Raw genomic sequence first — 12,692 nt, 5'->3', positions numbered from 1 at the left:
GCATGCGGTCGAAGGACGGCGCTCCGCGCTGAGCGCGCAGCTCACTGAGTTCCTGTCCGAAGTGCCGGAGGGCTTCCTCGTACGTGACGTACGTCCGACTCTCCATCATTCCGCCCCCGATCGGTCCGTGAGCTCGAGGATAGGCCCGCGTACACGACGGCGCTGATCCTTCACTGAACATGAGTGAACACCGCTGAACGCGCCTCGGGTTGAGTCGTTCTGTCCGGTCGTGGACCGGACTGGTCTGACTGGGACAGGTGTGTTCGGCGGGTGCAGACCAAGTCGGGAGGAGGGGGCACGGTCGAGCCATGAATCCGACGCCGCCGGTCGACTCCGGCTCCTCCGCCACCCCTTCGCCGGACCCCGTGTTCCTGTCCCTGCACACCAGCGTCGTCCTGCTCGCCGCATTCGTCATCGGTCTGATCACGGGCGGGCTGACGGCGCTGACCGGTGTGCCGGTGAGGGGCGCGGTGTTGGCCGGTCTCGTGGCCGCTGGCCCGGCCGTACCGGTGCTGCGCGCACTCATCAGTGCGCCGTGCGATCGCCGCTAGGGGCTCTCTATTCGTGATCACCGGTCGGATGGCCTAGGTCTCTGACCTGGGCCTCCATTCACGAGCGGATGTCGGGAATCGAACTCGCTCCATAAGCTTGGGAATCACCCAGCACCCGGGCCCACATGTAAGGTACGAGCTGAGGAAACTCGTGTAGGCGCGCTTGTTCCGGGTGTTGTGCCTCCGGCGGGAAAGTGCACCCTGTGGGTCGTCCCAGCCACAACGGCGGACTGGCAATCCTCGCCCGAGTGGCCCTGGCGGAGCTGCCGGGCAACACGGTGGCATCTCCCGCCCTTCCCCGAGCGCGAGGCCGCGGTGCTGTAGGGCACTGCTAGCCAGGGGCGCGACTCGCGGAAGGCCCGAGACTTGCTTTGTCTGCCAAGGTCCACGCGGGCCGTACGGGTCTGCGTCAACACGGTCCTGCCCGGAGCCATCCAGGTAGAGGCAGACAACGCCCTCCCCGCCCGGCACCGTGCGCGGCCGGAGGACCAGATCAAGCGCCAGTGCGTCCCGCGCCGTGGCCGGCCCGAGGACGTCGCGGCCTTGATGGCGTTCCTCGTGGGCCCCTCCGCCTCGTTCATCACGGGGCAGTCCGTCCACGTCGACGGCGGCTGGCTGCTCCACTGAGACCGTCAACAAGCAAGGAGACGAACCGAAATGATCGAACGAGTCCGCGCCGTCCTCGTCACCGCCGACGACACGATGCTGGTCATCCGCCGCACCCGGCCCGGCATCCCCGAGTACTGGGTCCTGCCCGGCGGCGGTGTCGAGCCCAGCGACGAGTCCCGGGAGGCCGCCCTCCACCGGGAGATCCACGAGGAGATCGCGGGGAAGGCGGACATCGTCCGCCTTCTCCACACGATGGAGACCGACGACGAACGCCAGCTCTTCTACCTCGCCCGCGTCGCGACCTGGTCCTTCGACGACCGCACCGGCCCCGAGTTCAGTGCTGAAGGCCGCGGCGAGTACGCGCTGGAGGAGGTCCCGCTGACCCCGGAAGGGCTCGACGGCATCGACCTCAAGCCCGAAGAGATCGCCCATGTGCTGAGGGGAGCCATCGGCGCCGGAAGCCTCGGAGTCGGGGCGTCGCTCTGAGCCAGCGCGTACGTCGTCCTGCTGCAAGGACCGGCTCTGAGATGAGCCGGTCCCTGCAGCCTTCCGAGGTCAGCGTGGGGAGCCCGGACGCGGCTCCTCGTCCTGGCCCGGCAGCAGCCGCAGGGCGAGGACCGAGCCGTCGGCGTGGACGGAGACGGGGCCGCCCCAGTCCTTGTCGAAGGTGAGGCGGGGGCGTACGTGGCGGCTCGCATGGACGAGGGCGCGGTACTCCTCGACGTCGCCCCTGGCGAGCAGGCGGAAGATCTCCTCGTCCACGCCGGAGAACGCCTCGACGCGGGGTCCGTTGAGGCGGAAGACGTGGTCCGTGCCGACGTACTCGGTGCCGAGGAGCGTGTGGGCGGCGTCCTGGACGCTCATACTGGCCGCGTGTTCGAGGCCGGTGAAGCGTTTGCGGCCTTGGCGATCGGTCAGGTGGCGGGCGGTGGCGTGGCCGGAGCCGGTGAAGGCCATGAGGCCCGCCGCCGTGGTGTGGGCCAGGGACTCCTGGAACCAGGCATAGTCCTGCGGCTGCACATGGCAGCCCCGTACGGGCTCCGGTGCCACCGTGGCCGGCGGGTGAATGTCCGGCATCACGTTCGCCTGGAACGGCGGAGCGTTCAGGTTCGGCTCACGACCTTCCGCCGGGTACAGCTGACCTCCGCTGCCGGGTGCCTGGAGGGCGTGGACGGTCATCGTGCCGCCGTCCGTCGGGAGCTGCGTGCTGAACAGCAGGCAGGGGGTCTCGTTCCAGGTGCCGATGTGGACCGCTTCGGCGTGGGCCGAGGCGGAGGCCAGCTGCTCGGCGGAGGTGGCGGGGTCGCTGTGGTTGCCCTTGCAGGCGAGGGGGATGACGCGGGACGGCTCGCCCGGCCGCCAGACCTCCGCGAAGTATTGGGGACGGTAGCGGTACTTCACCTTGTCGCCCTTGTCCCTGCTGGTGAGGGCCCAACCCGCGCGTAACGCCGTGTCGGCGGGGACGATCGTCACCGAGTGGTCGGGGAAGCGGCTGCGCAGCATGTGCTCGGTGAGGGTGAGGGCGAAGCCGATGCCGAGTTCGCCGGACTGCAGCGACTTGTAGTGGTCCGCGATGCGGTGGCCTTCGTCGGTGAGGCCGAGGAAGGAGTTGCGACCGCCCGCCAAGGCCTGGGTGTACTTGAGGGCGCCCCAGTGTTCCGCCAGCCCTCGCCCCGCACCCCGCCACGACAGAGCGGTGGCTCGGGCGAGGGTGTGGAGGACGTCCCAGAGGGTCACTTCGAACTGCCGGGGCAGCTCCGTCTGCGGGATCGGGGCGAGGTCGGGCTTCCTGCGGAGCGGCTCGTCCTCGTTCTCCTCCCGCTTCGTGTCGTCCGCCGTGATGGCGCCTTCCACCTTCCCGACGAGCGCCACGTCGGAGTGGATGGAGATGTTCGACGGCTGGGTCAGGTCCTGGAGCACTTCCTCGGTCGGCTTCAACAGCTCTCCTCACGGTGTGCGCGGGCGGTTCACCATCGGCCGGACCGTACGGAAGGGAGGAGCAGCGCACGCAAGTGCGCAGGGGCGCGTGACCTGGAGCCCGGCCTGAGCGACGGACAGCGCGCGGCCGGTGGTGGCGTTCCACCACCGGCCGCGCTGTGCTGTACGGAGCCGTGGCCCCTGCACGCAGTTCTCGCGAATTGCGGAGAGCCCGCGGCGATGATGCCGCACAGCCGGTCGGTCTTCCTCAAGCAGGGAGACGCGGGAACGGCCTGGCTGGCCGTCGGCCGCGCCATGGCGGAGGCCGAACGCTTCGGCGACCCCCTCGTCCTCGCCGCCAGCGTCCGGCTCCACGCGCACGTCCTCGTCCGCGAGAAGCCCGCGGGTCAGGCCGTCACACTGATCCGGCACGCCGCTTCCCAGCTCACCGGCTCGTACGACCGTCGCTCCCCGCACCACCTCGCCGTCCTCGGGCTGCTCCTGTTGCGCGGAGCCACGGCCGCGAGCCGCGCGGATGACAGCGCCGCCACCCGGGAGTTCCTCGCCGAAGCGGAGGAGGTGGCCCGGTACGTCGCTCTGGACCGGCCCGACGCCTGGGCCAACTTCAGCCCGACGAACGTCACCCTTCACCGGATCAGCGCGGCGGTTTCCTTCGGCGACGCGGGCATCGCCCTCGACGCGGCCCGCCCGCTCATGCACCGCCACATCCCGGTCCCCGAGCGCCGTGCCGCACTCTGGATCGAGGCCGCCCGCGCCTACGCCCAGCTGGGCCGCCTGGCCGACGGCTACCAGGCCCTGCGGATCGCCGAGACCTGCGCCGCCCAGGACGTACGCCGTCCCCCCGTCCGCGAGCTGGTCGCCGGCATGGCCGCGCGGGACCGCCGACGTACGCTGCCGGAGCTCCACCACTTCAGCCGCCGACTGGGAGTACCCGCGTGACCGAGCCGCAGCCCAAGCCCTTCCTGTACGTCATCGTGTGCGCCGCCGGGATCGCCGGCGACGTCGGCAGACTCATCACCGCAGCGCAGGAACGGGGGTGGGAGGTCGGGGTCATCGCCACCCCACAGGGTCTGGAGTTCCTCGACGTCCGGGCGATCGAGGAGCAGACCGGGTACCCGGTCCGGTCCGCCTGGCGCTCGCCCGGCGAGGCACGGACGTACCCGCGAGCCGACGCCATCGCGGTTGCGCCGGCCACGTTCAACACGGTCAACAAGTGGGCCGCCGGATTCGCCGACAACCTGGCCCTCGGCATCCTCTGCGAAGCCCCCGGCATGGGCGTCCCCGCGGTCCTGCTGCCCTACGTGAACACCGCGCTCGCCGCCCACCGGGCCTACCGGCGCAGCATCGACGAGCTCCGGGAGATGGGCGTCCTGATCGGCAGCTACGAGCCCCACCGTCCGAAGTCCGGCGGCGGGGCCGACCGCTTCCCTTGGGAGGAGGCGGTCGATCTGCTCGCGCCACTCCTCCGCGCCGGGGCCGGGCCGCAGTGAACGTGTCGCCATCACCGCTCGGGGCAGCCGGCCCACCCGACCTGGAGGAGCAACGTGGAGCAGCAGAACGCTGAGGGTCGACCGGCCATCGCAGCGGCCGTCGTGGTGCACGAAGGTCGCGTGCTTCTCGTGCGGCGCCGGGTCAGCGAAGGGCGGCTCTCCTGGCAGTTCCCCGCCGGTGCGGTCGAGCCGGGCGAAGCCCTGGAGGAGGCCGCCGCACGCGAGACCCTGGAGGAGGCCGGCCTCACCGTGAAGGCGCTGAAGCTGCTCGGGGAGCGGATTCACCCTGACACCGGCCGCTCGATGTCGTACACCGCCTGCGAGGTGGCCGGCGGCCGCGCGCATGTCATGGACACCGACGAGCTGGCCGAGCTCGCTTGGGTGGCCCACGCCGAGATCTCTGAGTACATCCCGTACCGTCTGTTCGAGCCGGTGCAAGAATACCTCGACGTCGTCCTGGAGCGCTGACGCGGACCGATCGCGCGCATTGGGACAACACGCCAGACGGTGGATCTCGAGGACCACGGTGGGGCAGGTCCTAACTGTCCTCAAGAAGCCGGTCGGTGGCGTCCTGGACTCGGGCTGTCGCCCGGCGGACCGAGTCGAGTACGGCGTTGATCTGGGCGTCGGTCGGCTGGACGCCTGAATTGACGGCGCGGGTCAGCTGGTTCAGGTTGTTGCCGATCTGACCGAGGTGCCTGCGGGCAGAGAACAGCTCGGTGACGGTCTCACGACGCCCGGCGATGGCCGCGACGCTGTTGCCCGGGTCGTGGGCCGCGCTGAGAGCGGCTTTGGCGAAGAAGCCGGCGACGGTGACACCGACGGCCTTCGCGGCGATCGCGACGAGCGCGTGCTCGTTGTCGTTCGCACGCACGCTGCACACTTTGGAACTGCTGCCCCATCCGACGCTGGTGGTCACATCCCAACCTGTCTGCTGCTTCATCTGGGCAGCGAAGGCAGCCAGATGGTGCACCAAGCAGCCGCAGTCCAATGAGACACGAATGCTCATGTAGGGGCTTCGGGGGTTGTCGTTTCCGTACGGAGGGTTCTTCCATTTCACCTCGTGGGCGTGCTCCTTGAGGCCGTTCCGCTCATCGTCGTGCTTGATGCCGTGGGCCTTGGCGTACTCGTCCAGGTCGTCGATGAGGAACAGGTGGCTGGACCACTCGCCGGGCCAGACGGCAAAGAGGCGCGAGCTGCCGGCCAGTGCCCGTTCGTAGGCTTCCCGGCTGTTCCCGTTCGTCACCTTGCCGTTTTCATGGACTTCGGCGTAGCACGTCGTACGCGCGCTGTAAGGGAAGTCTCTTCCTGTACCGCGGCGCTTCTCGGTTCCAACCGACCCTGCCTGTGTGCGGTAGCCCGTGGAGCAGTCAACATGATCCACGGAGTGGCAGGGGTTTGCCCTAGTGGGGTCGGAAACCACCCGTGGCTGATGACGCCCTGGACCGAGCTCAACCGGCCGTAGCGGAACGGCCGCGGGTGAAGTGACAGTCCTGCTCCCGCTGCGGCGGATTCTCCCCAGATTCTCCCCAGGCCCCTGCAGCGGAGACAGCTCGGCATTCGCTGGCGCGAAGTGGATCGCAGGCTCTGTGCTGTCTGCTACAGCCAGTCGCGCTTCTTGAAGATGACGTAGAGGCTCGTACAGACCACTGCCATCAGGAGGATTGCGAAGGGGTAGCCCGCCGCCCAGTGGAGTTCGGGCATCGTCTCGAAGTTCATGCCGTAGATCGTTCCCACCAACGTGGGTGCAAACAAGATGGCCGCCCAGGAGGAGATCTTCTTGATCTCCTCGTTCTGTTCGAAGCCGGCTTCGGCCAGGGCGCGCATTTCGGCGTTCTGTTGTTGGGAGACGAGGGTGGCGTTGACCGTGAGGATTTCGGTGAGGGCCTGGCGGAAGCCGTCGACGCGTTCGCTGGTGTGGGTGACGTGGTCCGCCACGTCGCGGAGGTAGCGCTGGAGTTCCTCGTCGGTGCCGTACTTGGCGAAGCCGGCCATCAGGGCGTGGAGCATGCCGACCAGGGGGCGGGTGGCGCGCTGGAACTCGACCATTTCGCGGGAGAGTTCGTAGATGCGGCGGGATACCTCGGGGTCGCCGCGGAAGACCTCGGTCTCGATCTCGTCCATGTCGTTCTGGACGCCCGCGACGACCGGGGCGTAGCCGTCGACCACGGCGTCGAGGATCGCGTAGAGCGCGGCCTCCGGGCCCAGGGAGAGGAGGTCCGGGGTCTCCTCCATGCGGCGGCGGACCGCCGAGAGGTCGGGGGCGGCGCCGTGGCGGACCGTGATCAGGAAGTCCGGGCCGACGAAGACGTGGAGTTCCCCGAAGTCGACCTCCTCCGGGGCGTCCAGGTAGCGGGCCGCGCGCAGGACCACGAAGAGGGTGTGCCCGTAGCGCTCCAGCTTGGGGCGCTGGTGGGCCTCCATGGCGTCCTCGACCGCGAGTGGGTGGAGGTTGAACTCGGCTGCCAGGGAGTGGAGTTCGGATTCCGTCGGGCGGTGCAGGCCGATCCACGCCATGCCGCCGTGCTGTTCGCGCAGCTGCCGGAAGGTGTCCGCGAGGGTGGCGGGGGAGGCGACCCGGCGGCCGTCGCGGTAGACCGCGGAGTCGATCACGCTCCGGTGGTCCGCGGGGACGGGGGCGGCCGCGCCCGCCGGGCCGGAGGCGGCCGGCGGGGTCGGGGAGGAGGGGCCGGACGGGCGCAGCCACCCCGAGCGCTTCGCGGGCAGGGAGGAGGGGCGGCGGTCTGGGCGCTCCGACATCGCAGGTCAGCTCCCGGTCGAACGGGTGTTTACGGGCAAAGGGCAGGATATAGGGCGGGGGAGGGAGAGGGGGGAGGGGAGAGGGGAGAGGGAGGGAGGGGGGAGGGGGTGGTGGGGATTGCGGACAGAAGGTGTCCGCAAGGGGGGCTAGCGTGGTCGTATGGCCTCCACGACGAACCCCGTACTCGGCGTCCGCGCACTGAACCGTGCCACGCTCGCCCGCCAGCTGCTGCTGAGCCGCGCCGAGATGTCCGCGCGGGACGCCGTCGCGCACCTCATCGGACTCCAGGCCCAGAACGTGCAGCCGCCCTACTACCAGCTGCACGCCCGCCTCGCCGGTTTCGGGCCCGAGCGGCTGGCCGGGCTCATGGAGTCCCGGGAGGTGGTCCGGATGGTCACCATGCGCTCCACCATCCACACGCACACCGCCCACGACGCCCTCACCCTGCGCCCCCTCGTCCAGGCGGCCCGCGACCGCGAGGTGGGCTACTTCCGCAAGGGCCTGACCGGTGTGGACCTCGACCGGCTCGCCGCGCGCGCCAGGGCCTTCGTCGAGGACGAGCCGCGCACCATGGGGGAGATCCGCGAGGAGCTGCTCAGGGAATGGCCCGCGGCCGACCCCCAGTCGCTGTCCGTCGCCGCCCGCTGCCTGCTCCCGCTCGTGCAGGTCACCCCCCGCGGGGTGTGGGGGCGCAGCGGTCAGGTGCGGCTGACCACCGTCGAGCGGTGGCTGGGCGGGAACGTCGACGAGGTGGCGGCGCAGGCGGTCGACGACGTGGTGCTGCGCTACCTCGGCGCCTTCGGGCCCGCCTCCGTCAAGGACATGCAGACCTGGGCCGGCCTCACCCGCCTGCGCGCGGCCTTCGAGCGGCTCCGGCCCCGGCTGCTCGTCTTCCGCGACGAGAACGGGGTCGAGCTCTTCGACCTGCCCGACGCGCCCCGCCCCGACGCCGACACCCCGGCGCCGCCCCGCTTCCTCCCCGAGTTCGACAACCTGCTGCTCTCCCACGCCGACCGTTCCCGCGTCGTCGCCCCGGAGCACAAGGGCCGCACCTGGACCGGGAGCCAGTCCCACCGCACCCTGCTCGTCGACGGGTTCCTCGCCGGGCTGTGGCGGCCGGAGGGTGACGGGCTGGTCGTGGAGCTGTTCGGGACACGTTCCCGGGGCGTCGAGGAGGAGGTCGTCGCCGAGGGGGAGGCGCTGCTCGCCGGCATGGGCCGAGGTCCGGGGCCCGTGCGCTTCGGGTCAATCCACGGCTGACGCCACCCTGGTGGAGCGCCCGTCCGGCACGGCACGATGCCTTCATGATCGGAGTTCGGCGCCTCCGACGGCCCCGGCCGCGCGGTGCCGTTCCTCCGTACGGGTGTTCTGGCGATCCGGGATTCAGGAGTGAGTGGGCTATGCGGGTTCCAATGACTGTTGCGGACTTCCTCGACCGGGCCGAGCTGGGGTTCCCGTCCAGTGCCGGCGTGATCGACGAGCCCGACCAGCCCGGCGCGCCGGTACCCGTGTCGACGTACGGGCGGCTGGGCGAACGCGTACGGGCCTGGCAGGCGGGCTTCGACGCGCTCGGTGTCGGCGAGGGCGAGAGAGTGGCCGTGGTCAGCCACAACTCGGCCCGGCTGCTGGAGCTGCTGTTCGCGGTGCCGATGAGCGGTCGCGTCTGCGTGCCGGTCAACTTCCGGCTCAAGCCCGAGGAGGTCGCGTACGTGGTGCGGCAGAGCGGGGCCTCGGTCCTGCTCGTCGACCCGGAGCTGGACGGCGTGCTGTCCGGTGTCACGGCGCGCCACCGGTTCGTCCTGGGCGAGGGGACCGAGACCGATCTGATGCGCTTCGGCGTCGAGCCTCGCCCGTGGTCGAAGCCCGACGAGGACGCCACCGCGACGATCAACTACACCTCGGGCACCACCGCCCGCCCCAAGGGGGTGCAGCTGACGCACCGCAACATCTGGGTCAACGGGCTGACCTTCGGCCTGCACACCCGCGTGTGGGAACGCGACGTCTACATGCACACGCTGCCGATGTTCCACTGCAACGGCTGGGGAATGCCCTACGTGATGGCCGGCCTCGGCGTGAAGCAGGTGGTCCTGCGCAAGGTCGACGGCGGCGAGATCCTGCGACGGGTGGAGGAGCACGGCGTCACCCTCATGTGCGGGGCGCCCGCCGTCTGGAACGCGGTACTCGACGCCGCGGCCACCTGGGAGGGGGAGATCCCGGGCCGTGACCGGGTGCGCATCGTGTGCGCCGGCGCCCCGCCGCCGAGCAGGATGATCCAGCGGATGGACGAGGAGCTGGGCTGGGAGTTCACCCAGATCTACGGCCTGACCGAGACCTCGCCCCTGCTCACCTTCAACCGGGCCCGGCCCGCCGACGCGGAGCTGCCCGCCGAGGAGCGGGCGCGCAGGCTGTCGCGCGCCGGACTGCCGGCGCTCGGGGTCAAGCTCAAGGTCTCCGGGTCCGGTGAGGTCCTGGCGCGCTCGAACGTCGTCCTCGACGGCTACTGGGACAAGCCCGAGGAGACCTCGGCGGCGCTGGAGGACGGCTGGTTCCGCACCGGCGACGGTGGCACCGTCGACGAGGCCGACGGGCACCTGACGATCTCCGACCGGAAGAAGGACGTGATCATCACCGGCGGCGAGAACGTGTCGTCGATCGAGGTCGAGGACGTGATCTTCAGCCACCCGGCGGTCGCCGAGGTCGCCGTCATCGGCGTGCCGCACGAGAAGTGGGGCGAGACGATCAAGGCACTCGTCGTCCTCACCGAGGGGGCCGAGGTGGGGGAAGCCGACATCGTCGCCCACTGCAAGCAGCGGATGGCCGGCTACAAGGCGCCGACGAGCGTGGAGTTCCGCGAGGAGATCCCGCGCACGGCCACGGGCAAGATCCAGAAGTTCAAGCTCCGCGAGCCCTACTGGTCCGGCCTGGGCCGGGAGGTCAACTGACCGGCGATGTGTCCGGCCGTACGGTCCGGCCGTACGGTCCGGGCGGAGGGTCCGTGCGGTCCGGGCGGCCCGCCCGGACCACACGGGACCGGGGCGAATGAAAGGTCCGAAACCAAACAGATGACCACTGAGCCGAGGGCTGTGCAAAACACGTCACATTCCCGCTCGGTTGTGCCACCATGATTCCGCTGAACGCTACGTGATCCCGGTTACATGTCGGGCGACAGCCGGGTTTCGCACCCACGTACGCGTGAACGTTGCTGGCGGTTTGTGCGGCGGGGGGCGGGAGTCGTCGGATGCGGGGGACCGGTATTGATCAAGCATGCCCCGTGTGCGGAACTCCCGAAGAGGGGGACCTGTGCACGGTCTGCCGGTGGCGGATGCGGGGCGACCCGGTCCTCGGGGACCTGACCGAGGAGGCCGCCCGCCGGGCGGCCGACGCCTTGGCGGCCGCCGCGCAGGGCTGGGACGTACGGGCGGTGGCGCTGTGCGGGAGCGTGGCGCCGGGCGCCGGAGCGAACGCCGGAGCGAACGCCGGAGCGGGCGCCGGGGCAGGCACGGAAGCGGGCCCCGGAGCGGGCCCCGATGCGGGTGAGGGCAGCGTCTCCGGGCGGCTCGCGGCCGTGGTCCGGGGAGGGCTGCCGCAGGCCGGTCCGGGCGCGTCGGGGTCACCGCTGGACCAGTCGGCGGGTCCATGGGAGGAAGTGTCGGTCCGCAGGCCGGCGCAATGGCTCGAAATGCTCGACGATTTGATCTTCGGGCGGGTCAGGGAATTGCTCTTCGTCGAATTCGACCCCGATCGCGTAAACATGATCAAGGCGTACCTGGACGAGAGCGGAATACCCCGCCAGAAGGACGCCGGGAGCGTGGACTGGGAGACCCTCGCCCCCACCCTGCACCCGCACCCGGAAATCCGCCGGTTCCAGCTGGCCGGGGGCATCGGCGAGATATCCCCGGTCGACAGGCGGGATTTCGACGCGGCCGTGCTGCGCCGGCTGACGGCGTCCTTACCGCCGCCCCGCGACCGCTCCACGGTGCTGCTGGTGGGCCACCCCGGCTGGACCCTGCTGGACCGCGCCGTCGCCACGCTCCGCCGCAGCCGCCCCCTGCGGGCCGAGCTGCACCGCCGGGACGGGCAGGCGTACGGCACCACGACGACGGACGCCGTGCGGGGGGTCCTGCGTACCGCGCCCCTTCCCGTGGACCACTCCCTGCTGCTGGTCAGCGCCGATCGGCGGACCGGCGCGGTGCACGTCCACCGCCACGTGCTCTTCCCCGCGGGCGTCCGGCTCCGTCCCGGGGCGGACGCGACCGCCACCGTCACGGTGCACGGCGGGGCCACCGGCAACACCTCCGTGCTCCTCCCCGTACTGGCCGGTCCCCCGGCGGGCGCCGACACGGGCCCGACGGTGCTGGGAGTGGGGCGGACCGCCCTCGGGGCCCTGGAACCGGCCCGGCTCACCTTCGTACTGCGGGGCCCCGGGGAGATCGCCCTCGCCGGGACCGGCGACGGCTGGCCCCGGCCCCACGAGGGCGGCGGAGCACAGGCGCCGCCCGCGCCGGACGGGGCGGAAGCGCCGGACGGGGCGGCACCGGCCCTCACCGCACTGGACGATCCCGACCTGAACCTGACCGCGCTGGTCACCGGCCTGCCGCGGCGGATCGTCCGCCCGCCGCGGCTGGAGGTGTTCTGCACCGTCGAGCTGAGCGGCGCGGACTCGGCCGAGACCGAAGAGCGGCTGGCCTTCGTACGGGACCTCATCGGTTCACTGGCCCGCCTCAGCGGTACCGGCAGCGCCCTGCGCGTCGGCGCCGTGGGCCACTACGACCACGCGATCCACGAGAACGGCTACGCCCCCCGGCGGATCCTGCTGATGCCACCGGTCCCGGCCGGGCCCGCGCCGGCCGCGCTCGCCGCGCTGGACGCCTGGGAGCCCGACCGGCGCCGCCAGGACACGGTGTCCTCGCTGGAGGACGCGCTCAGGACACTGGTGCCGCTCGCCACGGCGTCGCCCCACGGCGACGAGGCGGTACGACGGGTCGCCCTGATCGTCGCCCGCAGGCCGCCCGCCCCGCCCCGGCAGCACGGCATGGTGCCTTCCTGTCCGCTCGGCGCGGACTGGCGGGCCGAAGTCGACCGGCTGCGTGCCGCCGGAGTCCGCGTGATGACCAGGGCGGACCCGAGGACCGGGCCGACGCCCCCCGACCGGGCACGGGCCGCCGTCGAGCGCTACGGGGCCACGGCGTGGGCCGAGCTGTCCCGCGACGGTTCCTTCCGCCCCGGCGCGGACACGGCCGCCGACGTGGCCGAGGCGCTCAGTCCCACCTGGCAATGGGAGGGTCCGCCCTGCCCGTTGGCCTTCGCAAGTCCCTTGCTGTGATCGACCGCTCCGGCACGAGG

The 12,692-nt window shown here is 71.2% G+C and carries 11 protein-coding genes and 1 pseudogene; 9 read left to right on the top strand and 3 right to left on the bottom strand.

Going from position 1 to position 12,692, the window contains the following annotated elements; genetic code table 11:
• The first annotated feature begins 308 nt into the window (after window positions 1-308).
• The 3 genes from OG295_RS06100 (at window position 309) to OG295_RS06090 (ending at window position 1,646) form a co-directional block, all read left to right on the top strand.
• Window positions 309-551: a hypothetical protein gene (locus tag OG295_RS06100; RefSeq protein WP_371675919.1), complete on the top strand. Its 243-nt coding sequence runs from the start codon at window positions 309-311 to the stop codon at window positions 549-551.
• 366 nt (window positions 552-917) lie between these two features.
• The gene (locus tag OG295_RS06095) at window positions 918-1,178 is read left to right on the top strand and encodes an SDR family oxidoreductase (RefSeq protein WP_371675918.1); all 261 of its coding nucleotides are present in this window, start codon (window positions 918-920) and stop codon (window positions 1,176-1,178) included.
• 30 nt (window positions 1,179-1,208) lie between these two features.
• Complete coding sequence (locus OG295_RS06090; protein WP_371675917.1) at window positions 1,209-1,646, top strand: NUDIX domain-containing protein; 438 nt, start codon at window positions 1,209-1,211, stop codon at window positions 1,644-1,646.
• Window positions 1,647-1,715: 69 nt separating this feature from the next.
• Here OG295_RS06090 and OG295_RS06085 read toward each other — a convergent pair whose 3' ends face one another.
• A complete protein-coding gene (locus OG295_RS06085) occupies window positions 1,716-3,098 on the bottom strand; it encodes a hypothetical protein (RefSeq protein ID WP_371675916.1) in 1,383 nt (460 codons plus the stop codon).
• 231 nt (window positions 3,099-3,329) lie between these two features.
• Between OG295_RS06085 and OG295_RS06080 the strand changes: the two are divergent.
• The 3 genes and pseudogenes from OG295_RS06080 to OG295_RS06070 all read left to right on the top strand — a co-directional run.
• Window positions 3,330-4,037 (top strand): annotated as a pseudogene (locus tag OG295_RS06080) (transcriptional regulator); the annotation flags it as partial.
• Window positions 4,034-4,588 carry a flavoprotein gene (locus tag OG295_RS06075; protein WP_371675915.1) on the top strand — a complete coding sequence of 185 codons (555 nt, stop codon included), beginning with the start codon at window positions 4,034-4,036 and terminating at the stop codon, window positions 4,586-4,588. The pseudogene OG295_RS06080 and the gene OG295_RS06075, both read left to right, overlap by 4 nt.
• 54 nt (window positions 4,589-4,642) lie before the next feature.
• The gene (locus OG295_RS06070; RefSeq protein ID WP_371675914.1) at window positions 4,643-5,056 is read left to right on the top strand and encodes an NUDIX hydrolase; all 414 of its coding nucleotides are present in this window, start codon (window positions 4,643-4,645) and stop codon (window positions 5,054-5,056) included.
• A 70-nt stretch (window positions 5,057-5,126) separates the two neighbouring features.
• On the opposite strand, the gene mobC is transcribed toward OG295_RS06070, so the two are convergent.
• Together mobC and OG295_RS06060 are read right to left on the bottom strand one after the other, a co-directional pair.
• A complete protein-coding gene (mobC, locus tag OG295_RS06065; protein WP_371675913.1) occupies window positions 5,127-5,834 on the bottom strand; it encodes a plasmid mobilization relaxosome protein MobC in 708 nt (235 codons plus the stop codon).
• Between the two features lie 353 nt (window positions 5,835-6,187).
• Window positions 6,188-7,348 (bottom strand): magnesium and cobalt transport protein CorA, encoded by a 1,161-nt coding sequence (locus OG295_RS06060; protein WP_371675912.1) that lies wholly within the window; start codon window positions 7,346-7,348, stop codon window positions 6,188-6,190.
• Window positions 7,349-7,508: 160 nt separating this feature from the next.
• Between OG295_RS06060 and OG295_RS06055 the strand changes: the two genes are divergently transcribed.
• The 3 genes from OG295_RS06055 (at window position 7,509) to OG295_RS06045 (ending at window position 12,672) form a co-directional block, all read left to right on the top strand.
• Complete coding sequence (locus tag OG295_RS06055; RefSeq protein ID WP_371675911.1) at window positions 7,509-8,609, top strand: winged helix DNA-binding domain-containing protein; 1,101 nt, start codon at window positions 7,509-7,511, stop codon at window positions 8,607-8,609.
• Window positions 8,610-8,749: 140 nt separating this feature from the next.
• Complete coding sequence (locus OG295_RS06050) at window positions 8,750-10,291, top strand: AMP-binding protein (protein WP_371675910.1); 1,542 nt, start codon at window positions 8,750-8,752, stop codon at window positions 10,289-10,291.
• Between the two features lie 329 nt (window positions 10,292-10,620).
• Window positions 10,621-12,672, top strand: coding sequence for a hypothetical protein (locus OG295_RS06045; protein WP_371675909.1), 2,052 nt, complete (start codon window positions 10,621-10,623; stop codon window positions 12,670-12,672).
• The last annotated feature ends 20 nt before the right edge of the window (window positions 12,673-12,692 follow it).

The sequence above is a fragment of the Streptomyces sp. NBC_01276 genome (assembly GCF_041435355.1).
Lineage (GTDB): Bacteria > Actinomycetota > Actinomycetes > Streptomycetales > Streptomycetaceae > Streptomyces.
Note: the sequence above shows the minus strand (reverse complement) of the source record. Positions and strands in the feature narration are given on the sequence as shown.

Coding starts and splice junctions, on each gene's coding strand:
- OG295_RS06060 (WP_371675912.1), bottom strand. CDS start 7,348: ATGTCGGAGCGCCCAGACCGCCGCCCCTCCTCCCTGCCCGCGAAGCGC.
- OG295_RS06100 (WP_371675919.1), top strand. CDS start 309: ATGAATCCGACGCCGCCGGTCGACTCCGGCTCCTCCGCCACCCCTTCG.
- OG295_RS06055 (WP_371675911.1), top strand. CDS start 7,509: ATGGCCTCCACGACGAACCCCGTACTCGGCGTCCGCGCACTGAACCGT.
- OG295_RS06050 (WP_371675910.1), top strand. CDS start 8,750: ATGCGGGTTCCAATGACTGTTGCGGACTTCCTCGACCGGGCCGAGCTG.
- OG295_RS06090 (WP_371675917.1), top strand. CDS start 1,209: ATGATCGAACGAGTCCGCGCCGTCCTCGTCACCGCCGACGACACGATG.